Origin of the sequence: Bacillus sp. CR71 (assembly GCF_003429245.1) — a bacterium.
Lineage (GTDB): Bacteria > Bacillota > Bacilli > Bacillales > Bacillaceae_G > Bacillus_A > Bacillus_A thuringiensis_S.
Genome location: NZ_CP031748.1, coordinates 3,519,546 through 3,545,913, shown reverse-complemented (window position 1 = coordinate 3,545,913; position 26,368 = coordinate 3,519,546). Strand labels below are relative to the sequence as shown.

The following is a 26,368-nucleotide window of genomic DNA, read 5'->3' as shown; positions in this document are numbered from 1 at the left end:
TTAAATGAATGGAGAGAGAAGAATGCGTAAAATTCATACAGCATTAGATGGTGTTTTTATTATAGAGCTTGATAAATGCAGTGACAAACGTGGTTACTTCATAGAAACATATAATAAGAAAAAATTTGAACTTTTAGATTTACAGGGAGAATTTGTACAAGATAATCAATCATTATCTGTTCACACAGGCACGATACGTGGGCTGCATTATCAGTTGAATCCTAAAGCCCAAATGAAGGTAGTGAGCTGCATTTCTGGTTCTATTTACGATGTAGTGGTAGATATTCGAAAGGGATCCCCCACGTACGGGCAATGGTTCGGAACAATTTTAAGTGAGTATAATAACCGTCTACTTACCGTTCCTAAAGGGTTTGCACATGGTTTTTGTACAATAGAACCTAATACTATCGTCCAGTATAAAGTAGATGAGTATTATTCCCCTAACCATGAAGAGGGAATTCTATGGAATGATGAAACGATAGGAATATTTTGGCCAACTAATCAACCAATTTTATCAGAAAAAGATAGAAAACTGCCTAGATTAAAAGATACTAATATCAACTTTGTTTATGGAGATGATTTTAATTGAAATTATTAATAACGGGTGGGGCAGGTTTTATTGGTAGTAATTTTATTGGTTACATTTTAAAGAAATATCCTCAATACCAAATTGTAAATGTAGATTTATTAACATATGCAGGAAATTTATCTAATCTCAAGGAAATATCATCAAATCAGAATTATAAATTTATCAAAGGGGATATTTCAAATGAAATATTCATAGATAAGTTATTTAAAAAAGAGAAATTTGATTATGTATTAAATTTTGCAGCAGAATCTCACGTTGATAGAAGTATTAAAACTCCCCATATCTTTGTCCAAACTAACATATTAGGTACACAAGCCTTATTACACTCAGCATATAAAACAAAAGTGAAAAAGTTTGTACAAATTTCTACAGATGAAGTATATGGGACATTATCTCAAACGGGTGCGTTTACAGAGCATACAATAATAGCTCCTAATAGTCCTTATAGTGCAAGTAAAGCTAGTGCAGACTTAATGGTACGAGCGTATTATGAGACATTCGGTTTACCTATGAATATAACTCGTTGTTCCAATAATTATGGTCCCTATCAGTTCACGGAAAAATTAATACCATTAACAATAACTCATGCGTTAAATAATAAAAGTATTCCCCTATACGGTGATGGATTACATATAAGAGATTGGCTTCATGTAGAGGATCACTGTGTAGCTATTGATTTAGTTCTTCATGGTGGAGCAGATGGGCACATTTATAACATCGGAGGAGATAATGAATATACAAATCTAGATATTGTACAAAAAATACTCAAATTCCTAAATAAAGATCAATCGCAAATTACATTTATCTCAGATCGCTTAGGACATGATCGGCGTTATGCCATGGATGCTACTAAGCTGAAAGAAGAATTAGGTTGGAAACCAAACTATCTATTCGATGCTGGACTCACTCAAACAATTAAGTGGTATATAGATAACCCTACTTGGTGGGAATGAATTTTATTAACTAAAAATTATATAAGTTAAACGAGGAATTTTAAAATGAAGATACTGATAACGGGAGTAGATGGACAACTAGGACAAACTTTAATGCAAGTACTCAGCAGAACACATCATGAGCTATATGGTGTGAATCGAACCACGTTAGATATTACAAATAAAATAAAAGTTAGCTCTTATCTTGATAGGTTAAAGCCAGATGTAATTGTAAACTGTGCAGCATTTACAAATGTAGATGGGGCAGAGAAAAATAAAGGGCTGGCATATGAAGTGAATGTATTAGGTACCAAGTATATTGCTGAAGCTGCAGGGAGAATAAAATGTAAATTTGTATATATTAGTACGGATTATGTATTTGATGGCGAAAAGCATACACCATACAATCTTGAAGATCGTCCTAATCCATTAAATATATATGGAGAAACGAAATTGGCTGGAGAACATTTCGTAAAAAAATACACGAAGAAACATTTTATTATTAGAACGTCCTGGATATTTGGAAAGGGCGATGGTCACTTTATTGCTAAGATAGGAAAAATAGCAAGTCTATATGGTGAAGTACGTGTAGTATCAGACCAATTTGGCTCACCTACCTATGCAATAGATTTAGCAAACTTTATTGAGGAGTTAGTAGAGACAGATCAATTTGGATTATATCATGCGACAAATGAAGGAGTATGTTCGTGGTATGAGTTTGCAGTTGAATTTTTTAAAGACTTCAATACAGATATCAATATAATTCCTTTAACGACGGAAGAATTCCCCCAAACAGCCAATAGACCTAAATATTCAGTGTTAAGCAAAGAATGCATTATCCTGAATGGATTAAAACCATTAAGACATTGGAAAGAAGCATTAAAAGAGTATAAGGAACAATTAGATAGTAGGGGTCACCATATCAAAAAAAGAAAATTGTACGTTTAGACATAATTCAGACACAAATAAACCGGTTCCCTGTACGTTAAGGAACCGGTTTTTAGTTTAGCTGATAAGTTGGTTTATATTAACGATTTAGACTGTAGAGCATTTGAGCACGAACACAGTCTATTGGTCTATTTACAGGTATCTCTAAGAAATATTCTAGCTGCCATGCCTGAGTTTTTTGAGCCTGACGGCTCGTAGTCTTGTCCCAAGGTGGGTAAACGCGTATTGCTCGTTTACCCACCTTTCCCCTTATTGGATACTATATCCTGATTACATAGAACAGCTTTTGGAAATACAAACTGACCAAAGTTATTCCCTTCACGGGTACTAATAACAAACAAATCGACTGAATCTGATATGTCATATGGTTGGATCGGTCCATCCCCACTTCTCTCCCACAAAGTCACAAATTGCCCGACCTTTGTAGGAGTAATTTTAGCGACACGAAATCTAATGGAGAGAGCGTTCAAATTAAATACATATGCCCCATATTCAGCGTTTTGTGTTTCTATTCGTGGTTGAGAACACTCGAACCTGCATGGGCTATAGACAAGATCCTTAGTAGCAAGAAGGTCCCTATGAATTGTGACAGAGGAAGTCCAGGAATTTTGACGGCTGATATCAGCGTCTGAAAAGTCTAGATTTTTCTTATCCATCTGTTCAAATCCTTCATTTTAGTTAGTAAGCTTACTATTCATTATTCAACCGACAGAAATATCCTTATACCTCCATCTTTAGAGTGAAATTGAAAATCAGTTTTATATGCTCTTTTTATATCACTTTTCCAGATATCCATCCAAGCATTAAAAACCCCTTGTGGATCAATATTATCTACTTCTACAACATGATAGTTGCCTGCTGGAATGATGACACTATTTTCATCAATAAATTTCTCTTCAGTACCAATATGCAAATCATAATCACCTGTAAAATCACTTTCATAATTATTATAAACAGCATATACATCACCTTTTAAATTTAAACGAAGAATCTCTTCCCATAGACTAAGTAGTGCATCTGTATTTTGATTATTTGTTCTTATTTTTTTTCCATAAATATATTTTTCAGTAACTGCTACATTCATTGTTAATTCCTCCTACTAGTTGATATAGAAAGTGTAGCATTCATACTATGACAACAGTCTGTCAGCTTTTATAAATAAATTTAATTTCATTCCTATATTCATTTTTAAGCCATAGTGGCGATAGTATCTTAACATGCCTACCAAACATTAATAAAAATGGCAGTAAATTTTTATTGGTGTCATAATTAAAGGCTACTTTTATACTCCCATCTTCAAGTACGGATATTTCATCCTCAGTAAAAAAATCGTATAATTTCCCAAGTTCACTTTTCGAAAACAATAATATAATTTCCTCCACTTTAGCTGACTTATTAGTGAAATACTCATTTTCCTCAGTATAGACAGTTCTAGTATTGTCATGTATTACTTCCATATTTCTTATCCTAGTCAATTTAAATAATCTCAAAGCTTCTCTGGATTCACAAAAGGCTTCTAAATACCAACTACCATTCATAAAATTTAATTTTAAAGGTTGAATAATTCGACTAGATATATTCGCTGTTTGTGAAACATAAGAAATACAAATTTTATTCCCCTCATCAATTATAGAGAGTATTTTTTTTATCTTCGCTTTTGTTTCGTCTTCTATCGTTTTTCGGTGTAGTGTAGATGATGTTATTGTAATGCTAGAGTTATATTCACCTTTATTTTCTTTCAATAATTCTATTTTTTTTTGTAAAATTGATAGTTGATTGGTATCAAATAATTCATTTTTTAATGTTAAACCTTCTAATAAAAATTTCTTTTCTTCATCATTAAATGTAAATTTATCTAGTTGATAGTTATCAATTAACGTAAAACCACCATTTTTTCCTAAATATGAAATAATAGGGATACCGATAGATGATAAAGCGTCTATATCTCTATAGATGGTTCTTGTACTTACTTCAAATTCATTGGCTAATTCTTCAGCAGACACTATATTTCTCTTCAATAAGTAGATAAGTATTGAAAACATTCTCGCGGTTTTCATGGTTTGTTCATCCTCCTATAGGTGTGTGAATGCTTAACAGATTGAATCGATACATCTGAAAATCTCCCCGAATTAACGGGCTCCTTTTTATTTTCCAAGAGCATTGCTACAAACAAAAAAAGAACTGGATATTGGCCAGCTCAATTCAATTTGCTTTCATATTCTTTCATTAGTTTATAAAACGTGTTTTTCTTTAGCTCTAACATTTCCATAAACATAACAGCAGTTATTTCTCCACTTTTTCATTTTGAATGAGTTTCTTCTATTATATTCATTTGTTGTTTGCTTAAGGTCGAAAGGTTTACCTGAGGACGGCCTAAATGTTTTCCTTGAGACTTAGCTACCGTAATCCCCTCAGCTTGTCGCTGACGAATTTTTTTACGCTCTTGATCTGCAACATAAGAAAGTAAAGATAAAAATTGATCCTCCATTAATCTGCCCATATCTCCCATTTCACGAAATTTCCGGCTATCAAACAATGTTTCATTTTCTAAAACAACAAAATCGGCTTGTAATTCTCTTGTTATGTATTTCCACTCTGAAATGACTTCATCGTAATTTCGTCCCATACGATCCAAAGCATCTATGTAGACAATATCACCTTGACTCAATATTTTTCTTAACAATTGATATTGCGGGCGATCAAAATTTCGTCCACTTGCATTATCGACAAAAATGCGTCGAGCTTCCACTCCTCGTTCTATCATCTTATGTAACTGACGTTGTTCATTTTGTTCTTTTGTATTTACACGTATATATCCATAAATATTTGTCACGTTTTGTATTCTCTTCAAATTGGTTACCACAATTATACCATTTTGTTTGTAAAGGTATACCTTTACAAAAGGTTAGATAATTCTAAACTAATATTTTTTAGAATATTTCGTTTTCAATAGATGCCAATAATAAGTATTAAGTAGATTTTATCAATACCTAAATACCTCTAAAAAATATATATTTTAGTAAATGATGCTTATTGAAAAGGGGGTTATGAACATGAAGATAAAAAAGATACAATTGGTAACAACTATATATCCAGGTCAGTTATTTAGCGCTGCAACTTTACCTGAAGGCACAAGCTTTTTGAAATGGGAATTAGCAAGTGGTGGCGATTTAGATGATATTCTTTTTGACGTAATGGAAGATAAATTTGGGGACTTGGATGATCTTATTTTTAGTGATGTTTTACACGAAAATCGAACTGAAGTGATAAAAAATAAAGAAATGTACATTGATAATGTTCGAAATGCTACATCATTAGTTGGAATAAACATATATGCTTTAATTTATGAATAAAGAAGTCTCAATATTTTTCAATACCCATTTTCTTCTACAAATTGTATATTTTAGTTAGGTTGCTGTAGTAACCTGATTAAAATATACATTTATTATGAAATGGGGAATGGATATGGAAACAAAAGCGACAGTAGAGATCGCAAGAGTAAGATCAGGTAAAGAGCCACAACCAGGACAGAAAAATCGTTCAAGTGGCAACTTTAGTACTGAGAATCTTCCTGCAGGAACAAAATATTTGAAATGGGAGGTTATAGGCGGCGGAGATCCGGACTTTATTAGCTTTAATGTAATGGAAGATAAGTCCGCTGCAACGGACCCTACTCATTTCTCTGGTGTATTAAACGGCAATCGAACAAGTGTTATATCTAAAAGATCTCTTTATATTGCCAACCCTAAGAATGCTACCTCTGAATTTACTGTAATTGTATCTGCTATGGTTCAATAAGTAAAATCAGAAAAGAGACTATGAACTATTTTTTAGTCTCTTTTTTGTCGGTTACTTCGTCACTCTTTCTATTTAGCTTGTTTAGAAAAAATAAGATTTTTTTATATTTTGGGGAATAAATTTACTTAAGTTGACGGATCCGGGGACCCAATACATAAAGAATATTCCCGTGATTTTCTCAACATAGGTGCACCTTATATTTAATAAAAAACCAAATTTTTGTTACATCTGTATAAAGAAAGGTTTTTGATTTAATAGGGAAAAATACTATAGGGAGGAATAAAATATGTCTTTGAAAAAGAAATTAGGTGTGGGAGTGGTTTCAGCCGCTCTTGGTTTATCTTTAATTGGTGGGGGGACATATGCTTATTTTAGTGATCAAGTTGTGTCGAATAACAAATTAGCCGCGGGGACATTAGATCTTACTATGCAGCCTACAACTTCTCTTAATTTAGATAATTTAAAACCGGGGGATAAAATTTTAAAAAAGTTCAATGTAAAAAATAGTGGTACGTTAGATATTAAAGATGTTCTAATGAAAGTAGATTATACCGTGAACGATTTGAAACTAGATAATCAGGAAGATGATTTTGGTAAACATATTAAAGTACAATTTCTTTGGGATTGGGATCCAGTAAAAGGTCCTATATACGAAACAACTCTTGCAGAATTAAAATCACAAAATCCGGAAGTCGCGTCTCATAAAGTATTCCTTTCAAAATGGGAAGAGACGGGTGGATTAAAGGCTGGTAAGATGGATTGGTTCTGGATAAGGTTTACCTTTGAAGACAATAAAATGGACCAGAATATGTTCCAGGGAGATAGTATTGCGATGAAAATGGAGTTCCAAGCGAATCAAACAGATGGACAAGAAAGATAATATTGCTAGGCTCATATATGGTAAATCTAAGACTTCTAAGATATATCATTTTAGAAGTCTTGTTTTAATATTTGACATCGGGTTAATACTTGTGAAAAAGGGTAAACTGTAATCATACCAACCTTTTATTTGTTAAAAACACTTTGTAACAGAACCCAGCACTTTAGCTTGGTTCTTATTTTCATTTACCTTAGGCTTTGTCTCATATAAATTGTTTAATACAAGATTATACTCATTTCTTGTAATTTCTTTATTATACAACTGAATTAATAAATCTTTATGCTCTTTTGAAAAGGCCATTTTATCAAAAAACTTAGGATACATAGTACCATTCTCTCCGCTTCATGTAGGGTTTTATATGATAAATCAGAAGTAGAAAAACCCATATCTATATAGAATAGGGATGGGTTTTTCAGTTACTGTTTTAGACGTCGTTGTATAGTATAAATATTGACTGAGTATTAAATTATAACATAAAAGTTATACTCCTAGTTATTTTTCTAAAGGTGTCAGGTACCTGCAAATGTGTGAACGTCCTGTCCGTGGGCTTTAGAATCGAATCGTGGAGATTGCATGTTTATATACAAGCTGTTGCTTCCCCTTATATTCTATTAAAATAGAAAAAGTATCATATCCTCTTATTATTCCTTTTATATGTAGTCCTTTTAACAGAATTAACGTGATATCCTTCCTCTTTTGAAACGCTTCTTGTAATAAGTGTTCCTGTGAAAATAGTATGTTCTTGCCTCTATCCTTTTGAAATAATTGTAATTTCGTTTCCAATGAGTTCTCCCCCTATTTTTCTCATACAGTCACTTTGTATGGTTCTAGTTCAGCTAACAGTTATTTAGCGCCGTTTGGAATCAACGTCAGACTAGTTTTACATTCTTTGAAGTATTTCTCCTGTGATAGGACAAGTATTATGAGCTGTATATTTTTGTAGAATAATCGCATCTTCTTCTACAAAAGTTTCTAGCGCATCCACTGTATCCACTTGTAAATTTTTCCATGTTTATTTTGGTATTACAATTCGTCCAAAATTATCTACTTTTCGTTATTTTAAAACTATATATACTATAAAAAGTTCATCTCAATCTATAGAAATAAAGAGATTTTCAATGTCTTCTTACGTCCACTGTTGCAAACATTCTAATCCCTTCATACTCTCAATCACTTTTTCGTCACTCACTATATAATAAATCTCATTTCCTTTTCGCTCATAGGAAACCACCTTAAACTGTTTTAACTTTATTAATTGCTGTGACATTGTAGATTGTGGAACACGTAGTAGCTTCTGTAACTGGGATACATTTAATGGACCTTTTAAAATTAATTCTCGAACTATCATCAAACGCATGGGATGTCCAAGCATCCGCAATATATCTGCAGGTCTCTCGTAATCATTAATATTCATATAGAAAGCTTTTTGCATAATCACTTCTCCTTGTTAGTTTGCGTTTCCTTCATCCTAACATCATCTATTTGTTTGGCAAATGTTTAGATACACAAGAGATCCCTTCAAGTGCTTATGTTTTCATAACTATATCATTTCCAAAGAATCTTCCTATGTCCTCTTGGTATCTTCCATTGCTTCCGATCTTATTATAATAAATAACTCATTTAGTTCTCTCTGCTGTATATTTTCTGGTACTTCTAATTCCCGTCCAAACGTTTTCCTTCAAGGAATTTTTACTACTTTAATCTGCTGCGTAGAGACCAGAGTTTGAAGTTTTCCTCTTTCTGTCCTAGTGACAGGGTAGTTTTAAGTTATTAAAGATGCCTTTTTTGTATCTAAAATCCAAAAATAAAAAGATAAGATCAGGGAACACAATCTTATCTTTAGCACAAGGAGTAAACAAAAGGATAACTATCATATCTATATCATAACTTATTTTTGGTTAATTTGGAATATTATATCCATAAATAAGCAGTATATCTATATTGAGAAATTTATTACAAATTTAGTTAAAACCCAATTGAATTTTACCCAAAAGTTTACTTTCATTTAATCAAATACAATAAAAAGTACCTATGAAAGTAGGTGCTTTTTTCTTTGTTATATAAAATTTATAGATTAAAAATGAAATTTAATGAAGTGAATAATTTACGACCGTAATCATCTCTCAAACATTGATTTCTAACCGAAATATTTTTAATGAATTATCCCATAACGAATCTTTTCGTTATATAGATAAAGAAAGATAACAAAACTTCATTTACATATATTTAAAAATTATATTTAGTTATATTACAAAATTCATTTTCTTATTGTTATTTATATATAAATATACATATGTTTCTTTCTATAAGAATACTATATTTTCCTCTATTCACCTATACTTATAATTTTTGTGAATTATTATAGTGTAGATATTGATTTAAAGTTGATTAATTAAAGTGTCGAGTCCACTGCTTTTTTTATTTAACAAAAAAGAACCTACAAACCTCCAGATTCTCCTGATAATGACTTATATAAGTAAGAGTCGAGAATATAATACAACAATTTAAAAATGAGTTCAAGTAAACAAAAAGAACCCGTTGGATTTCGGGTCCTTTTAGAAGTGATGACGTTTTCTCGGCTTAGGAACTGAGAAAATACAAAAATATAATACATGGAGATTTAGAAAATTTCAATACTTAAATTAAAAATTACCGTGAGGTGGATGAACATGGAGAGATAGCGAATCCGTCGCTTTTTTTATTTTGCATAGAAAAAAGGAACCTGTAATGGCTCCTTTTCACAATGTTATCTTATGCTTACTTATTTTCCGCTTAACATCCATAAGAGCTAGTAATGCTGCAATAGCGCAAAGACCTTTAAACCAAAGGAACTCGGAAGAAAATATTCCACCAAAGAAAGCGACCGAGTGTATAAAACAAGTAATACCAAATAACCAAAGCATGAACTTTAATTCCTTTAAGGAATACTTATAGTTTTTAAGTCTTTCCCACATATGTATTAACTCCTATTGTCCTGATGTTCTGTAGTTTTTCTTGATAATATTTCGCATATTTAAGACAAAGAATAGAAGGAAAACGAAGGCGATGATACCGTTAACCCAGTAGTATGTATGTCCTGTTGTGAATCCAGTATAGAAAGAATAGGAGTTCCAAACTAAAAGGATTGTTGAACAGATAGTAGAGATCAATAATGAACAAAAACTTCTCATGATTTTTAACTCGATTCAAATTTTTAGAATATTTTATATAATTATACATTTAAATGCAAAGATTTGCAAAGTGAATTATCATAAAGGGGAGTTAGACAAATTACTTCCTATAATTTGAGTAAAGTGATAAATTGTATTTGTTATATAACGAAAACAAGCCATATGTGTAAGATGGTTTCCCCGTTACGATTAATGAGATAGTTTGATTTACCTTTTATACATTATCTGAAAAAGAACTTGTAGTAATTATTACAAGTTCTTTTTGCTGTTCTTATTGTATTAGAAAAGAGTCCTTTAAATATAGCAGAAATAATGAAGTGTTTATTTCTCGCTTGCTAATTAAAAGTTTGTACTTTAACAGGTTTCATTAATAAACATACTTTTTATTAATGAATATATCATTTAACAGTACTGATAGTGAAGTTCTTGAATCTTCAATGTGATGCGGAAAAAGAGCGGGGGGAAATTCTAAAAAAATACAGGTGATACCTGCAAAAACGACATAAACTGTTGAGTGAATTCAACGTGTATATTACGAATCTTTCTGCAAAAAATATGATAAATACTTCTTGTAATTTATATCCAACATTTTGCTACTCTATCATAGCTTTCAGTGTGTTTCTCCAACAGATTTATGACACACTAAAAAGTCACCTAAAAGGAGATGGGATTTTTGCACGAAACAACGCAAGAACTCGCAAATTGGCAATATTATTTTGCAATCGTAGTCTTCCTCATTACCTATGCCATTATCATTTCAGAAAAAATCAATCGTGCTGTCATAGCACTTCTCGGTGCAGCACTCATGGTTATCTTCGGCATTGTCGACCTGCATACTGCCTTCACAAAACATATTGAGTGGGGAACCATTACATTACTCATTGGTATGATGATTTTAGTAAACATCACTAGTAAATCTGGTGTATTCCAATATGTTGCAATTAAAGCCGCTAAACAAGTAAAAGGAAATCCCATCAAAATTTTAATTTCCCTTTCTTTGCTTACCGCGATTGGTTCCGCACTTTTAGATAACGTGACAACTGTACTACTTGTTGTTCCAATTACTTTATCTATTACACGTATTTTACAAGTAAATCCTGTTCCATATTTACTTTCTGAAATTATTTTTTCAAATATTGGGGGAACTGCAACACTAATCGGTGATCCACCAAACATTATGATAGGTTCTGCAAATAAGCATTTAGACTTTAATGCGTTCGTATTCAATTTAGCTCCAATCGTAATTATACTCCTTGTTGTTACCACAACAATTATTTTCTTTATTTATCGTAAAGAGTTAATTGCAGATTCTGTTCAAGTAAAAAAATTAATGAATTTAGATGAAAAACAATACATTAAAGATGCTACATTGATGAAAAAATCTTTAACTGTCCTTGGCCTTACGATTCTTAGCTTCATGACTCACTCTATCTTTCACATTGATGCAGCAGTAATGGCATTAACTGGTGCTACTGTACTTATGCTAATTGGTGTAAAAGAGCATGAAATTGAAGAGGTATTTGCTCATGTAGAGTGGATTACTATTTTCTTCTTTGCTGGTCTATTCGTACTCGTTGGTGGACTTATTGATATCGGTTTAATTAAAACATTAGCACAAAAATTGATTAATTTAACAGGTGGTGATATTTCTTATGCTTCGGTTTTAATTTTATGGGTATCTGGTATTGCATCAGCAACAATTGATAATATTCCGTTTGTTGCGACAATGATTCCACTAATTAATGATATGGCTGTCGGTCTTGGTTTATCACCTTCTGATGCACAGATTGATGTATTATGGTGGTCATTAGCACTAGGAGCTTGTCTAGGTGGAAACGGAACATTAATCGGTGCTTCCGCTAACGTGATTGTTGCTGGAATTGCAAGTCGAGAAGGTCATCGTTTTAGCTATATAGATTTCTTAAAAGTTGGTTTTCCAATTATGATTGTTTCATTAATTATTTCTCAAATTTATATTTACCTGCGTTACTTAATGTAGTATCAAAAAAGCTATCTCCACCTTGAGTTTTCGATGAATTCTAATATCTTGCTGGTTGATTTCGCATCAAAGTATGTAAACCAGCAATAAAAATAGAAGATATTATAGGTGATCTTCAACTTTAGCTTGATTTTCGTAGGTCCGGCAAGTGTGAGATGACAGAAGGCTGAAGTGTTGACAATTGTAATGATTTTTCCACAATTAACCTCATATCTTTAGTTTTCAAAGAGCAATCTGTACAAGTATATAGTAGCAAATATTTTGCTTTCCACTAACCGACATTCATCCCTGACCTATCTGCTGGTGCTTTCACACCTTCCCATAAATTGAGGAGGGGGCTTCTTTCGGAAAAACATACGTAAAAGCTAAAATAATACTATCTTGTTGCTTTGTAAAGCTTTTGTAAATTATTTTATAATCAATTGAAAAAGTTATATATCAATGATACTTTAATAACGAAATTCGATATTGATTTTCGATATTAATGCTATAGGAGGGGGAGGAATTGGAGGATAAATTATTAAGAAAGTTAAATACTTCATTAAGCACAACGAGCAGCTAGTTAATAAACTAACTGCTCGTTGTACAAAAGAAACACTGCGCTTACAGAAATATTTTGTAACTGAAAGTTACAGGAATAGTATGAACAGGGTTGAAAATATTATTCGGAAATGAAAGAAAACTAAACAAAAACTTTATTTTATACAATAAAGTAGTTAAATCAATTTGCTAACAACTTAATGTATAAAAATGATTAGCGCTTAAAAGTAATGGATTCTAACTTAAAGTTTCAATTATAGTATAAAAGGAATTGGAAAAGTTATGTAGGAATAAGACTTAATAACATCCTTATTCAAGAAGGGGTGCAGTGATAAAAATGTATATTTGCCCAAAGTGTCTAGAATGTTTTGCTGATCAATATGAACTTTTTGAACATTTTATTCTATGTGGAGAGGGAAACAGGAAATTCTGATAAAAAAAGATTATGTAACTTATTACGAGGTAATTAGGTATGCAAAGCTAAAAATCAATGTTTTCAGTTAGCGATGTAATATACAGAATGATTTGTCTAGGGCTAGGAACTTTGATTTGTTTTCAGCTATAAACAATGTTCAGCAAATTATGTTAACGGACCGTTAAATTACAGAATTTAGTGATTAGTTTTTATGTATTCTTGAAAATTTAGTGTACATTCTAGCTGGTATATAAATGGATTAGTGTACTATTGGTGGAATTGTTATATTCTTTTCATTTCGCAAAGAAACATACAATTCAAGGTTGTAATTTACCGTAGCAAAAAAGATATCATTTATATTATTAACTCCTTGAACTGATAATTGTTGGTTTAGCCAATCCTCGTTTAAATGTAATTTTTCTAAAATATTTAAACAAACTTTTCCTTCTAATATAATAGGGAAGGAAATAGCAGACATTTTGTTTTGTATTTTAATATCTTCAATTGTAATTGTATTTTTTGAAGGCTTTTTTAATACACTTAATGCACCATTTGCTTCAATGATTGCCGTTTCAACATCATTAATATCAAATACGTTTTTTTCTCTTAACATTTGTAGAATGTTATCAATAGAATAACGTATCTTTTTTAGATTCTTATCGAGCAATTTTCCGTCTTGAATAACAATTGTTGGTTCGAAAGTAAGTAATTTATCCAGTTTTCGATTTGATATTTTCCAACTAGTAACAATTTTTTGGAGAATACCTATTGCAATGATAGTTATTACCGTTGGTAAATGCTTAATACTAGGATCCGCTATATCAGCGCCAACAACAGCACCTAATGTAATAATAATGAGAAAGTCGAATATAGGTAATTCACCAATTGCTCGTTTCCCCATAAATAGAGTGACAAATAGTAATAAAGGTAAGATGGTGATTATTCTTACTAGTACTAGTGATATTTCTTTTAAAAAATCAATCATAATTCCACCTCTTTAGAAAACTTGTAATTGTGTTTGTGCTACTGTTATAACAGAGCATATATACTTGAAAATAGTGATCTGTAGCTAAAAATTAATAATCTTCATTTTGTGCAACAAAGCAATTAGTAACTGGAACTAACTGCTTTGTTGCACTTCACAAACCCACGTTTACAGCAATAATTTGTAAATTTGCGTTACATACGTAGTATAAATCACATTAGAAATAGTATGCGAAATGAAAGCGGATTTAATGAGTATTTTATATTTTGTACTTCTATAGACAAAATATATTTATCATCAAATCTTTTTTTATTTTTTGTATAGACAGGGTGCACCTAATGGAAGTATTAAATATTTAATGAAATGGCATTAGCGATAGGATAATGCTTGTTTCCCTAATGCTTCCCACGATTGAATGAAAATATCTTGGCTTACTTTGTGTGCTTTTTTCACAGTTAATGGGTCATTGATATAAATGTATTTGTCCTCGAAACCTACAATAACAACAGCGTGTAAATCCAAAGGAGCTGTAATTTTTTTGTCATCATGCTTCCAAGACTCCCATCTATCTGGAAGGCGATAATCTCCTGTAGTCCATACTACCACAGGTTTACCGAGCTTAATTTGAGCTAACACAGTATTAAAAGGTTTTCCTGTTAAGTTTACCGTACGATTTGGTAGATAACGCTCCATTAATTTTTGTAACGGTTGAACGTGGACAGCGTATCCCTTATTTTTTCCAGTTATATCTCCGACAAACCCTTCTTTAGGATCTCCCCATTGAATGATGTCTCCACTTTTATTTGTAGACAGCGGAGTAGGATCTTTTTTTATCTCGTTAGCTAAATCCATTTTATTAACTTTAATACCTGCATGCTGTAATACCATCGCTAAACTTGTAACTTCGCATCCATATTTTAATTCCGGTTTTTGCGAAATAAGCGGCACATCTAGAATGATTTTTTTAGTAGCTGAAGTGGGAGATGGTTGTAAAGTTTTACTTTTTGGAAATGAATGTGTTGTATTTTGAGTCAATTTGTTATCTCCATGTTTAACGTGTAATTCATTCTTTTTAAGAGTGGATGGTTTTTCTGAACATCCCGTTAAAATTAAAAATAAGGCATATAAAGTTAGAAATCTTTTCATATCATTCACCTTTTTAATTGTACTTACTTGATACCATAATACTCTATTACCCGATACTTTTTAGAGGTGTAGAAGGTTTAATCAGTTTCCTTTTATACAACAAAACAGACTAACTACGTGTAATAAAACGAAATTCCATGCGTACCAGGTAATAATTTGTGACTTTAAGTTACAGTTATAGTATGAGCGAGTTGAGGAGAGCTATGCAGGGATAAAAAGCATTAAAAGTATTAAAAGCTTTATTCTAAAAGTGACTAGTGAAGCAAGTTTATATCTATATAAAATGTTTTGGTAATAAAAATGCCCTTTTTGAACATTTTATGTTTTACGAAGAGAGAAATGAATATTGAATCCTTCACAAAATAGGAAGTGAGTATATTTCTTTCTTTTTATACAAATTATTAAGTGTGAAATACTTATGAAATCAGTAGCTTTAATTAAGAGATTGTAAATTGTCGAGGTGATTCAATACATGCCAAAGTTAGAGGTAGAGGGATGTAGCCTTTACTATATAGTAAAAGGAGAAGGGACTCCTATCATTTTTATTCACCCTCCTACGCTTACCAGCGAAAATTTTGAGTATCAGATCGAAGAATTATCGAGAAATTTTAAAGTAATCGCTTTTGATGTTAGAGGACATGGCAACAGCCAGAGTTCAAGTCAGCCAATTACATATTCACTAATTGCTAAAGATATGAAAAGTTTACTGGACCACTTGGAAATAAAAAAGTCTTTTGTATGTGGGTATTCAACAGGAAGTACAGTTGCCCTGGAATTTTTATTAACTTATCCCGAAAATAGTTTAGGAGGAATTCTAATAGGCGGAATGTCAGAAGTGCGTCAAGGGTATTTAAAAAATAAGATTTCTCTTGGTGTCCAATTGGCGAAAGCAAGAGCAATTTCATTTTTAGCATTTGCCATTTCGTGGGGGAATTCTAATACAAAAAAATTATTTAAAAGAATGTTTCGAGAAGCTCGGAAAGGTAATGCAAAAAATATTGAACAATATTATCGCTATAGTTTGCACTATAATTGTACCAATCGTCTTAAAGATATCCATCTACCTATGTTATTGGTTTATGGAGAAAATGACAAAACTTTTTATAGTCATGCAAACTTATTACATGAAGAATTGCCATGTAATGAATTAAAATTTATTACGGGTGCAAAACATCAAATACCAACAAAAGCGGCTATAGAGTTAAATCAAATGATTGAGCAATTTGTTTGTACTCATTCTAAGGTGCCTAAAGAAGCTCTTAAATTATAAAGTATTATCTCAAATCTAAAAGGGATTTATAATTAACATTTTCAAAAAGGATAACGGATGAGTTTTGTTTCTAACTTAAAAAATTATGATTAACAGTAGATCAATTAGAAATGAAATCGTGGAAACAGGGGATTTTCGAAAATTGAAGATGAAAAAAGCAACCCATGTACGTAATAGACAATGAATGTATGAGTTAAAAGAAGATAAATAAAAAATTAACAAGTGGAGGTGTCGAAAAACTAATTCGGGTCACCATATTCAAAAAAGAGAATTGTACGTATTAAAACAGATTAGCCGATTTCCTGTAAAACAAGGAACCGGCTATCTGCTTTTTTATATGGTTGTTATCTTTTAATAGTGACAGTTATTAGTTTAGATTACTTTGTTTCTTTTGTGTGTTAGGCGTAATTTCATCAGCAAACTCCATATTTGCCAAATTTACTTTGGATGGAATAAATGTTCTTGTTTTATTTTGAAAACCTTGAAACGTTTGTTTTATAGGTCTTATCAAACTTGAATTACGTGTTGCTAATAATCCAAAAACTGTTCCTAATCCTAGTAAAGAAGCCCAAATCCATCCTTTATTGTTCTTCTTTTTATTTCCGAATAACTCAAACATTTGTTGAGTCATTTTTTTAGAATTGAATAATGACATCAAAAACTTAAGAATATTCATTTTTTGTCCCCCTTGTAAAATATCGTAAAAAGAAACACTCGTTTCAATTTCACATAATTTATGATGCGATATTTTATTGGGATTTATGATGCCAACTTATACTAATAATTCTTGGTTTTCAGACCGGAACTCCCTAATATTACCCAAGTTTTTTTTCTGAAATACGAAAAATAGTTTTATAAAAAAATCAAAAAGGAACTGAAAAGTTATGTATTATTTAGATTAGAAATTTATCAATTCTCTTTCAATAGTCGGTTATGTAATGTCGACAGGGTGAGTAACGCAAGAATTGAGCCTACTAAGGCAAGTGACATATCCCAGTGTGCATCCCATATATCGCCTTGCATACCTAAAAAATCTTTTGCTGCTTTTCCTCCCTTTGCTATTTTAAAAGCTAACCATTCGATGATTTCGTATAATGCAGCAATAGCAAGTGAAATACTTACACTAATTGTAACTAACCAAGGGCCTTCGGTAAGTTGGGTTTTCTGTAATAAAATTTCTCTTATCACAATGATAAACAAGCCTTTTATCAAATGTCCAAATCGATCGTAGTGATTTCGCTTTAACTCAAAAGCATCTTGTATCCAATTAAATAGAGGCACCTCTGAGTATGTGTAATGGCCTCCGACAAACATTATAATGGACAACGTTGTAATAATTATATATGAGAGAGTAGTGAGACGAAACTTATTGTACGTTGTAATTACAATGGATAGACCGAAAATAGCAGGAATAGCTTCTGCTGCCCATGTTGAGTATTTTGCAGGATCAATAACAGACCATATACAAACGGCTATAATAACCAATAATAAAAATAAGTGAATCACTGCAAGTTTGTTTCTTATCACTTTTTTCACTCCTATTGAAAGTTTTTTACTTAAAGTATTTGAAAAAACACAATTCGTATACAGAGTACTTAGAATTGTTCACCTTAGTTTATACTTACAAACAGCTTTTTTAATGAGTAGAATAATAAGAAAGGACCTGCATACTACATATTTCTCTTTCGGGAGGGAATAATATGTATATAACATTTCAAAAATAAAGGAGAACATCTGCATGAATTACAAAATGTTTAGGGCTATCAATCGTCTAGCGGGTCGTAATTCAACTTTGGATACATTTATGATATTCATTTCACAAAAGACTCGATTCTTGTACATTTTTTTATTAGCCATAATGTGGTTTAGAGGCAATTCCTACAAAAAAATTATTTTGTTTGCTGGGGTATCAGTTGGGTTCTCTTTATGTATAAACCGTTTCATCCAGCTGTTTTATTTTAAGCCTCGTCCGTTTGTTATACATCGTGTGCGTTTACTTATCCCATCAAAGAATAATTCTTCATTTCCTAGTAAACATACAGCCTTAGCATTTGCCTTATCGACCTCTGTCTTACTTCGCGAACGCTTATTTGGCTCAATTATGTGGTTTTTAGCAATTTTGACAGGTTTCTCACGTATTTGGCTAGGACATCATTATCCATTTGATATAATAGGAAGTGCTTTTATAGGAATCTTAACCAGTATGGCTATTGATAATACTACATATTTATTTAATTCTTTTGTTACCTGGATTATAAGTGTATATAGAAAAACAATTTTTGTGAATTAGAGACACTGCTTACGACACCTTTGATAAATCATAGTACATAATCTTGCATATTTTTTACTAAAGTAACTTTTCCTCGAAATATGTTTTGCGGTAAACTACAGGCATTTAGTTAATCACTTGAAGAAAAGAAAATATTTACTTGCTTTTATGTCTACTGTTTTACCTGTAGGTTTCTTGTTTGGTTGCAATTGCGTTGATGAAGATGAGCCATATCCAACGGAAGAACCTTCCGAAGAAATTCGAGAAATAATTAATAATATAGGAGTTATCATTCACATACTGTTACCAAACAGCCTAATTGGAGTAGAGCGATATATAGTGATTTAATGGAATAGAACAAGTAAAAAAACACCTCTTACTATCGTATTTATTAAAATATGATAGTAAGAGGTGTTTTTGGTTATAATAGTAGTATTTCAAAACTCGTGTACTTTTTGTTCTTTCTAACAATCATCATTCTACCATGGTATTTAATTATAATTATCATGATTGTATAACAAAAATTTTAATATAGAACGCTACATGTCTTTCATTATTTAAAGATGATTATTCATATGTAATTTTCAGAATTCGTATAATATTCATTGGACATGTTGATAATGGATATGGAATGAAAGGATGATAAGCATGAAGTGGCTTGTAATTGGGATCGGGATTTTGTTATTGATTATTTTGTTTATATTATTTTTAAAAATATCTTTGAAAGTTACTTTTTTATATACAGAAATGGAAAAACAGTGTTTACTACAATTGAAAATATTCAAATTTAAATATACATTTGATGTGCTAGAAAGAGTTGAAAAACAGCAAAAAAAGACTGGTCAAAAAATTGAAAAAGCAGAAGGAGAGGGCGGTATTGAAAATAAAGTAATAGCACAGATTGATAGTATGGGAGAGATAATAAAAAAGCTGCAAGAGATTCATTCTGTACTTAAAAAAAATCTAAAAAAAGTTAAAATCAATCAATGGAGATGGCATTCACAAATTGGAATAGGGGACGCAGCTAGTACTGGAATCGTAACAGGGTTTGCGTGGTCAATAAAAGGAATGGTTGTCGGAGTTGCTGGAGAATATATGCACATTATTGATATACCAGAGCTTGAAATTACACTTGTATTTCAAGGGAAAGGTTTTGCATCTAGGTGTGAATTAACAGCGTCATTTCATATTTATCGTTCGATAATAACGGTATTTATGTTATTTATGTTCATGAAAAAGCAACAATCTGTTAGTACAGAAAAATCTGTTCAAACATAAAGTACTTTGAATTATTTTATGTTTCATTTCAAAGAAGTGAAACAAGTATTTTATAGGGAGATATAAAAGATTTGATTTTAGGAATTCCTCAGGGGGGAAATTAATTAATCGGATTGATCTTAATTTTGATGTCTCTACTATTACTAATTGGATTGAAATTTATACAATAGTACTACCTGATTTGGGATTAATTTCAAATGGAGCGTGTAGTTTTTTAATGGGAGGCTTTCAAAATAAGACAATGAATCTGTTTGGAGTATCTTTATAACACTAGTTGTTACAGAAAAAGTAAAGTTAACTTATAATAACATTGTTTATGGTGCATTAGAGTGAAAAGAAAAATACGTACCAAATAAAGTTGAAGAAGTAAAAAAGGTGTTTCAAATAAAAGATTCTCAACACCATGAAATAGTTGATGAATCAATTTCAGATGATATTCAGTAGAAATTAGAATGAAAAGCTAAGAGGTTTTATAGACTTATCTCAATTGTCCGGAAGTTTTTACACCATATTTGTAATAGTCTCCAAAGAATTACAGGTAGGATAATCAATTTATAAATATTGGATTATTTTTCTGTTGATGTTTGCACAAGACATATGTATAATTTAAATCGTAATGATTACGATTTAAATTGGAGGTTTCATAATGAAAATTGCATTTACAAAGAAGGTAGGTATATTAACTATTAGTTCAATGTTAGTATTAGTAGGCTGTCAGACTTCAGGTTCATCTAAAAAGCAAGAGCAAACATCTGAAAGTCATACACATGAAAATGAACACGATCACAGTCATAATCATAGTCATGCTCATGATGAAGAAACAGAAAAAATTTATGAAGGGTATTTCGAAGACAACCAAGTGAAGGATCGATCACTTTCCGATTGGAAAGGAGACTGGCAATCTGTATATCCATATTTACAAGATGGAACGCTTGATGAGGTATTTGCTTATAAAGCGAAACATAAAGGTAAAATGACAGCTAAAGAATATAAGGATTATTATAATGAAGGGTATCAAACAGATGTTAACCGTATCGTGATTCAAGGGAATACTGTAACATTCTACAAAAACAAAGAGGGGAATTCTGGTGAGTATATCTATGATGGGTACGAAATTCTGACATATGATGCAGGGAATAGAGGTGTAAGATACATATTTAAACTAGCAGAAAAAACAGAAGGAGTTCCTCAATATATTCAATTTAGCGATCATGGTATTTATCCGAATAAAGCTGGTCACTACCACTTGTATTGGGGTGACAATCGTGAAGCTTTATTGGAAGAAGTCATACACTGGCCTACCTACTATCCATCAGATATGGATGGACATGATATTGTCCATGAGATGATGGAGCATTAAATTAGGAGTCACGATGATCTGAACTTTCGTAAGAAAGGGGAATTAATATGTTGGTGAGTACAACATTGTTTGTAATCTAGTTGCTTTAGTATAAAAGGATAAGATGGGACGCTCGCTGTATGCGATGAAAGTCGTACGTACAGTGTTAAGCGTGGGAAGAGATGGATATAACTTCAAAGTCTTACCTATCGCAACGAATGGAAGAAACCTTTTTGAAAAGGTCCTTTTGTGAGGGTAAGTCCTTTTCAAAAAGGCTAGTAACAAAGTTTACGTTGAGGCTACTTATTATAATACAAGATATTACTTATTGCTTCTATATGTTTAATGTTGAAAAATTTATGTTCTTAATAAAAACTTCATTTTGTAATAATTAAAACATAAAACACGAGCACTTCGGAAAGTGCTCGTCTGTAAAGACTATCCATTCTAAAAAGAAAGGATACAACATATCATATAAATTTTTTTACTTAAAGCTGTATCTTTTGTGAAAAAACTACATTTTGCACAACAAAGCAGCTAGCTTAATTGGCTAACTGCCTGTTGTACAAAAGAAAATTAGGCCCTACAAGTAAATGATATGTAACTTTAAGTTACGATTATAGTATGAATCGAATTTAAAATGTTATTCGAGAACAACCTAATAAAATTTTTATTTTATAAAATATTCCCATGTAAAAAAGCACTTTCATTAGTGCACTTTGTAAAAAGGGTGTAAGTTGCCAACTCCTGTTATAAAAGAGGTACAATTTTCAAAACTTGCTGAAATGGTGAAAACAAAAAGCAGCTAGCAAAAGCTAACTGCAATGAGAAAATTACATCCACGAATCTAAGGAGTATCAATATTTCGTGAGTTATGTATAGTATGTATGAAAATTTCAAGTTTATGTAATAACACACTATTTGATTAAGCGTAAAAGATTAACTCACAATTATTTAAGGGACATACAACATTAATTGTATGGTTATCAATTTTAGTGATTGCATCTTATTTTTTGCTCATTATAGGAAATCGTTTTTTAAATTCGCATTTGGATGATACTATCCATTTGGTGAAATGTTAGTTACCAAGTATCTTGCTCAATCCTTTACACTTCCATAATGATTGGAAGAATCATAGGACGACGTCCGATTTTTGAAAATAGAAATGACCCTAACACATCTACAAGGGTCTGTTTTATTTGAGCCCAGCTCACAATTCCTTCATTTAATAAAGAAGTTATACACTCAAAAACAACATTTTCTATTTCTTTCATTAATACTTCTGATTCACGCATATATACAAAGCCTCTTGTAACAATTGCTGGCGGAGATATTAATCGCTTTTGTTTACAATCTAAATTCAGACTTATAATAATGATTCCTTCTTCAGATAGAATTCTACGGTCACGTAAAACAATGTTTCCAATATCACCTATACCACTCCCGTCAACATACACAGCCTGAGAAGGTATAGTTTTACTACTAATACTTGCTTCTCCTTTGGAGATTTCTAATATTTGACCATTATCCATAATAAAACAGTTTTCTATAGGAACACCACATTCTACAGCTAATTCTACATGCTTTTTTAACATACGATATTCTCCATGAATAGGCATGAAATAGTTCGGTTTTAAAAGGGAGAGCATCAATTTTTGTTCTTCTTGTGCTCCATGGCCAGATGTATGAATATCACATATTTTATGATGAATTACATTTGCACCTACTCGATAAAGCTGATTAATAGTTCTATTAACGCTTAATACATTCCCTGGGATCGGAGAGGAAGAGAGTACAACTGTATCCCCAGGAATAATTTGAATTTGTAGGTGATTATTATACGCAATTCTTGATAAAGCTGCCATTGGTTCTCCTTGACTACCCGTACATATAATAGTTACTTGATGACTTGGAATATGATTGATTTCATGTACGCCAACGAATATGTCCTCTGGAGCTTGGATGTACCCTAAGTCTCTTCCTATTTGAATTGTTTTTTCCATACTTCTTCCTACAACTACAATTTTACGATTATATAAAATAGAAGCCTCTACAACCTGTTGCAATCTGTGAACGTTAGATGCAAAAGTTGCAAATAAGATACGTCCCTGAGCCCCTGAAAAGATTTCCTTTACGGATTGTCCAACCTTTTTTTCTGACATTGAAAAGCCAGGAACTTCACTATTTGTACTGTCAGATAGTAAACACAATACACCTTCTTTTCCGATTTCAGCAATTTTGTGTAGGTTCGCCTCGGTACCAACGGGTGTAAAATCGAATTTAAAATCACCAGTATGTACAACATTTCCGTTTGGAGTGGTTACTACTATACCAAATGCGTCAGGAATACTATGTGTTGTTCGGTAAAAACGTACTTTCATGTGTTGAAATTCAATTTCTGTTTCATCCAATATATTTCTTATTTCAACATGGCGGATATTATGTTCTTCAAATTTACTTTTAATTAATGCTGCAGCTAGCTTTCCAGCATATATCGGTACTTGTATGCGTTTAAATAGAAAGGGAACCCCGCCTATATGATCTTCATGTCCGTGTGTGATGAATAATCCTTTTATTTTATCTTTATTTCTTTCTAGATACGTATAATCGGGTATAACATAATCAATACCTAATAGTTCAGATTCAGGAAATTTAAATCCAGCATCTACAATGATGATTTCATCTTCATACTCAATGACATACATGTTTTTCCCAATTTCTCCAAGGCCACCTAAAGCAAAAATCTTTGTTTTTCCACTTTGTAGTGTTTTCATGTGCCAACTCCTTATATATTGAAATATTTCAAGCTTCCTTTATGATAAAAATTCCTGATTTTGAATAAGTAACTTCAAAATCAGGAATCATACAAAAAATATATTATTTTACAATCAGTACTGGACATTGAACCCTTTTAGCTACTTTATGGCTCACACTTCCTAGTACCATTTCTTGCAACGCATTGAGTCCACGACTACCAAGTACCACTAATTCAAAATGTCCTTTATTCGCATGCTCTACAATGGTTGGTCCTGGTTCACCATGTAATATTTTAACTTCATAAGAAATACGATTTGCTTTTAATTTTTCCTCAATAGGTAAAAGTCTCTTACGACGGGATAACTCTAATTCTTCTTTCCCTTGTGCATGAATAACTTCATTCTTTGCTTTTGCATAATCAACTACTAATACAATTTCAACTGTACATTCATTAGCTAAAGATGCAATTTTTATCGCTTCTTGTGTAGCACGTAAGGAATGTTCAGAACCATCTACAGCTAATAGGATTTTTTTATACATATTTTCCACTCCTAATCATGAATTAATGTGAAGAAGCTTTTCTATTTGGGTTATTATATACAGCTAATTTTTCTACGAGTTTCTTACTAGAAGAATTTAAGTTTTTAATGGTAACAATATTTTGATTTTCTTGGTACTTAATAACAACTTTGTCGATAGCTCCAACTGCCGAATCATCCCAAACATGCGTGTTTGAGAAGTCAATGATAATGCTTCTATTTTTAACATTGAAATCAAATGATTCTACGAATCCTTCTACAGATGCAAAGAACAATTGACCATCCACATCAAATCTCATATTTGAGCCATCTTGTTGTTTTGTAACTTTTATCTTTGAAATTTTAGCAACAAAGAATATTGCACTTAATAAAACCCCAGCAATTACACCTTTAGATAAATCATGCGTTGCAACGACAATAATAACTGTTACTAACATAACTGCTGCATCACTTTTAGGTGCTTTCACTAGATAAGAGAAGGAAGACCAATCAAATGTGCCAATTGATACCATAATCATAATTCCTACAAGAACAGGCATTGGAATTTGTACAACTAGATCTCCTAATACGATAATGAGAAACATTAAAAACAATCCTGCAATTAGTGTAGACAATCTACCACGTCCACCAGATTTTACGTTGATTACCGATTGCCCAATCATTGCACAACCTGCCATCCCACCAAAGAAACCATTGATAACATTGGCGATTCCTTGACCTCTTGATTCTCGATTCTTATTGCTATCGGTTCCTGTCATATCATCTACAATGGATGCTGTTAGTAAAGACTCTAATAATCCTACAATTGCTAACGCAATTGAATAAGGGAGAATAATTTGTAGTGTTTCAAATGTAAATGGTACGTCTGGAATAAAGAACGATGGTAATGTTCTTGTAATTGCTCCTAAGTCACCGACAGTTCGTAAGTCTAAATGCATATAAATCGCAATAGCTGTTAATAATACAATCGCTATTAATGGAGCTGGAATTGATTTAATAAATCGCGGTACAATATAGACAATTGCTAATGTAATTGCTACAAATACATATGTCAGATTAGAAATGCCAATAAAATGTGGTACTTGAGCCATAAAAATTAAAATTGCTAAAGCATTAACAAAACCAATCATGACAGCACGTGGGATAAATTTCATTAATCGTGCTACTTTACATACCCCAAAAATAATTTGGATAACACCTGTTAAAATTGTTGCTGCTAATAAATAATTTAGCCCGTGCTCTTTTACTAAAGGAACCATAAGTAATGCCATTGCACCGGTTGCCGCTGAAATCATTCCAGGACGACCACCTACAAAGGCAATAATCACTGCAATACAAAAGGATGCATATAATCCCACCATCGGATCTACACCTGCAATAATGGAAAATGCGATCGCCTCTGGAATTAATGCTAGTGCAACTACAATCCCCGCAAGGATATCAGCCCTAACATTTGAAAACCATTCTGTTTTTAATTTTTCTACCACTGTTTTATACACCTCATATCATTTATT

28 protein-coding genes and 2 pseudogenes are annotated in these 26,368 nt (G+C 31.9%); 12 read left to right on the top strand and 18 right to left on the bottom strand.

The features are described from left to right. Positions 1-22: 22 nt before the first annotated feature. Genes rfbC through rfbD form a run of 3 tightly spaced genes read left to right on the top strand, consistent with a single transcriptional unit; the run spans position 23 to position 2,469 of the window. Positions 23-589: a dTDP-4-dehydrorhamnose 3,5-epimerase gene (gene rfbC / locus DOS87_RS17830; protein WP_001226088.1), complete on the top strand. Its 567-nt coding sequence runs from the start codon at positions 23-25 to the stop codon at positions 587-589. Further along, positions 586-1,542, top strand: a complete 957-nt coding sequence (gene rfbB / locus DOS87_RS17825; RefSeq protein WP_097826005.1) for a dTDP-glucose 4,6-dehydratase — start codon at positions 586-588, stop codon at positions 1,540-1,542. The genes rfbC and rfbB overlap by 4 nt, the downstream gene beginning before the upstream one ends. Positions 1,543-1,587: 45 nt before the next feature. Beyond that, on the top strand, positions 1,588-2,469 hold the full coding sequence (gene rfbD, locus DOS87_RS17820; protein WP_208730078.1) for a dTDP-4-dehydrorhamnose reductase: 882 nt from the start codon (positions 1,588-1,590) through the stop codon (positions 2,467-2,469). A gap of 79 nt (positions 2,470-2,548) precedes the next feature. Here rfbD and DOS87_RS30295 read toward each other — a convergent pair whose 3' ends face one another. The 5 genes and pseudogenes from DOS87_RS30295 to DOS87_RS17800 all read right to left on the bottom strand — a co-directional run bounded on the left by DOS87_RS30295 (position 2,549) and on the right by DOS87_RS17800 (position 5,302). Then, on the bottom strand, positions 2,549-2,710 hold the full coding sequence (locus DOS87_RS30295) for a MepB family protein (protein ID WP_261795527.1): 162 nt from the start codon (positions 2,708-2,710) through the stop codon (positions 2,549-2,551). Beyond that, positions 2,703-3,125: a MepB family protein gene (locus DOS87_RS17815; RefSeq protein ID WP_261795526.1), complete on the bottom strand. Its 423-nt coding sequence runs from the start codon at positions 3,123-3,125 to the stop codon at positions 2,703-2,705. Before DOS87_RS17815 ends, DOS87_RS30295 begins: the two co-directional genes overlap by 8 nt. 41 nt (positions 3,126-3,166) lie before the next feature. Then, positions 3,167-3,553, bottom strand: a complete 387-nt coding sequence (locus DOS87_RS17810; RefSeq protein WP_097826000.1) for a GyrI-like domain-containing protein — start codon at positions 3,551-3,553, stop codon at positions 3,167-3,169. Between the two features lie 61 nt (positions 3,554-3,614). Continuing rightward, entirely contained in the window at positions 3,615-4,526 is a 912-nt protein-coding gene (locus tag DOS87_RS17805; RefSeq protein ID WP_097825999.1) for a helix-turn-helix transcriptional regulator, read from the bottom strand. A 140-nt stretch (positions 4,527-4,666) separates the two neighbouring features. Beyond that, positions 4,667-5,302, bottom strand: a pseudogene (locus DOS87_RS17800) (recombinase family protein). A gap of 220 nt (positions 5,303-5,522) precedes the next feature. On the opposite strand from DOS87_RS17800, the gene DOS87_RS17795 reads away from it, so the two are divergent. The 3 genes from DOS87_RS17795 to DOS87_RS17785 all read left to right on the top strand — a co-directional run bounded on the left by DOS87_RS17795 (position 5,523) and on the right by DOS87_RS17785 (position 7,147). Then, positions 5,523-5,822 carry a hypothetical protein gene (locus DOS87_RS17795; protein WP_208730077.1) on the top strand — a complete coding sequence of 100 codons (300 nt, stop codon included), beginning with the start codon at positions 5,523-5,525 and terminating at the stop codon, positions 5,820-5,822. 112 nt (positions 5,823-5,934) lie between these two features. After that, on the top strand, positions 5,935-6,267 hold the full coding sequence (locus DOS87_RS17790; RefSeq protein ID WP_097825997.1) for a DeoR family transcriptional regulator: 333 nt from the start codon (positions 5,935-5,937) through the stop codon (positions 6,265-6,267). Between the two features lie 286 nt (positions 6,268-6,553). Continuing rightward, positions 6,554-7,147 carry a TasA family protein gene (locus tag DOS87_RS17785; RefSeq protein ID WP_097825996.1) on the top strand — a complete coding sequence of 198 codons (594 nt, stop codon included), beginning with the start codon at positions 6,554-6,556 and terminating at the stop codon, positions 7,145-7,147. A 132-nt stretch (positions 7,148-7,279) separates the two neighbouring features. Here DOS87_RS17785 and DOS87_RS17780 read toward each other — a convergent pair whose 3' ends face one another. The 6 genes and pseudogenes from DOS87_RS17780 to DOS87_RS30290 all read right to left on the bottom strand — a co-directional run bounded on the left by DOS87_RS17780 (position 7,280) and on the right by DOS87_RS30290 (position 10,317). Next, positions 7,280-7,471 (bottom strand): hypothetical protein, encoded by a 192-nt coding sequence (locus DOS87_RS17780; protein ID WP_097825995.1) that lies wholly within the window; start codon positions 7,469-7,471, stop codon positions 7,280-7,282. 225 nt (positions 7,472-7,696) lie between these two features. Beyond that, on the bottom strand, positions 7,697-7,930 hold the full coding sequence (hfq, locus tag DOS87_RS17775) for an RNA chaperone Hfq (protein ID WP_097825994.1): 234 nt from the start codon (positions 7,928-7,930) through the stop codon (positions 7,697-7,699). Between the two features lie 60 nt (positions 7,931-7,990). Then, a pseudogene (locus DOS87_RS17770) lies at positions 7,991-8,177 on the bottom strand (AbrB family transcriptional regulator). A 96-nt stretch (positions 8,178-8,273) separates the two neighbouring features. Then, a complete protein-coding gene (locus tag DOS87_RS17765; protein ID WP_097825993.1) occupies positions 8,274-8,579 on the bottom strand; it encodes an ArsR/SmtB family transcription factor in 306 nt (101 codons plus the stop codon). Positions 8,580-9,885: 1,306 nt separating this feature from the next. Beyond that, entirely contained in the window at positions 9,886-10,101 is a 216-nt protein-coding gene (locus tag DOS87_RS17760; protein WP_136996749.1) for a hypothetical protein, read from the bottom strand. A 12-nt stretch (positions 10,102-10,113) separates the two neighbouring features. Continuing rightward, positions 10,114-10,317 (bottom strand): hypothetical protein, encoded by a 204-nt coding sequence (locus tag DOS87_RS30290; RefSeq protein ID WP_261795525.1) that lies wholly within the window; start codon positions 10,315-10,317, stop codon positions 10,114-10,116. 673 nt (positions 10,318-10,990) lie between these two features. Here DOS87_RS30290 and DOS87_RS17755 point away from each other — a divergent pair. Further along, positions 10,991-12,316, top strand: coding sequence for an ArsB/NhaD family transporter (locus DOS87_RS17755; RefSeq protein ID WP_141403392.1), 1,326 nt, complete (start codon positions 10,991-10,993; stop codon positions 12,314-12,316). 1,214 nt (positions 12,317-13,530) lie between these two features. Here the strand turns inward: DOS87_RS17755 and DOS87_RS17750 are convergent. Further along, on the bottom strand, positions 13,531-14,256 hold the full coding sequence (locus DOS87_RS17750) for a DUF421 domain-containing protein (protein ID WP_208730076.1): 726 nt from the start codon (positions 14,254-14,256) through the stop codon (positions 13,531-13,533). Positions 14,257-14,625: 369 nt separating this feature from the next. After that, positions 14,626-15,402, bottom strand: coding sequence for a C39 family peptidase (locus DOS87_RS17745; protein WP_097825988.1), 777 nt, complete (start codon positions 15,400-15,402; stop codon positions 14,626-14,628). A gap of 472 nt (positions 15,403-15,874) precedes the next feature. Here DOS87_RS17745 and DOS87_RS17740 point away from each other — a divergent pair, with 472 nt between their 5' ends. After that, on the top strand, positions 15,875-16,672 hold the full coding sequence (locus tag DOS87_RS17740; protein ID WP_097825987.1) for an alpha/beta fold hydrolase: 798 nt from the start codon (positions 15,875-15,877) through the stop codon (positions 16,670-16,672). 367 nt (positions 16,673-17,039) lie between these two features. Here the strand turns inward: DOS87_RS17740 and DOS87_RS17735 are convergent, their stop codons facing one another. Then, complete coding sequence (locus DOS87_RS17735) at positions 17,040-17,348, bottom strand: hypothetical protein (protein ID WP_097825986.1); 309 nt, start codon at positions 17,346-17,348, stop codon at positions 17,040-17,042. 233 nt (positions 17,349-17,581) lie between these two features. Continuing rightward, positions 17,582-18,199, bottom strand: coding sequence for a DUF2238 domain-containing protein (locus tag DOS87_RS17730; protein ID WP_208730075.1), 618 nt, complete (start codon positions 18,197-18,199; stop codon positions 17,582-17,584). 211 nt (positions 18,200-18,410) lie between these two features. Between DOS87_RS17730 and DOS87_RS17725 the strand changes: the two genes are divergently transcribed. The 4 genes from DOS87_RS17725 (at position 18,411) to DOS87_RS17710 (ending at position 21,579) form a co-directional block, all read left to right on the top strand. Then, positions 18,411-18,962 carry an undecaprenyl-diphosphatase gene (locus tag DOS87_RS17725; protein WP_208730074.1) on the top strand — a complete coding sequence of 184 codons (552 nt, stop codon included), beginning with the start codon at positions 18,411-18,413 and terminating at the stop codon, positions 18,960-18,962. Between the two features lie 117 nt (positions 18,963-19,079). Then, positions 19,080-19,289 carry a hypothetical protein gene (locus DOS87_RS17720; protein WP_208730395.1) on the top strand — a complete coding sequence of 70 codons (210 nt, stop codon included), beginning with the start codon at positions 19,080-19,082 and terminating at the stop codon, positions 19,287-19,289. A 291-nt stretch (positions 19,290-19,580) separates the two neighbouring features. Further along, positions 19,581-20,219, top strand: a complete 639-nt coding sequence (locus DOS87_RS17715; RefSeq protein ID WP_208730073.1) for a DUF2953 domain-containing protein — start codon at positions 19,581-19,583, stop codon at positions 20,217-20,219. Between the two features lie 646 nt (positions 20,220-20,865). Beyond that, positions 20,866-21,579, top strand: coding sequence for a ZinT family metal-binding protein (locus DOS87_RS17710; RefSeq protein ID WP_208730072.1), 714 nt, complete (start codon positions 20,866-20,868; stop codon positions 21,577-21,579). Positions 21,580-22,664: 1,085 nt separating this feature from the next. Here DOS87_RS17710 and rnjA read toward each other — a convergent pair. The 3 genes from rnjA to DOS87_RS17695 all read right to left on the bottom strand — a co-directional run bounded on the left by rnjA (position 22,665) and on the right by DOS87_RS17695 (position 26,341). Continuing rightward, complete coding sequence (gene rnjA, locus DOS87_RS17705) at positions 22,665-24,332, bottom strand: ribonuclease J1 (RefSeq protein WP_208730071.1); 1,668 nt, start codon at positions 24,330-24,332, stop codon at positions 22,665-22,667. Between the two features lie 103 nt (positions 24,333-24,435). Next, positions 24,436-24,855 carry a universal stress protein gene (locus tag DOS87_RS17700; protein ID WP_000277010.1) on the bottom strand — a complete coding sequence of 140 codons (420 nt, stop codon included), beginning with the start codon at positions 24,853-24,855 and terminating at the stop codon, positions 24,436-24,438. 22 nt (positions 24,856-24,877) lie between these two features. After that, positions 24,878-26,341, bottom strand: a complete 1,464-nt coding sequence (locus tag DOS87_RS17695) for a SulP family inorganic anion transporter (RefSeq protein ID WP_208730070.1) — start codon at positions 26,339-26,341, stop codon at positions 24,878-24,880. Positions 26,342-26,368 lie beyond the last annotated feature (27 nt).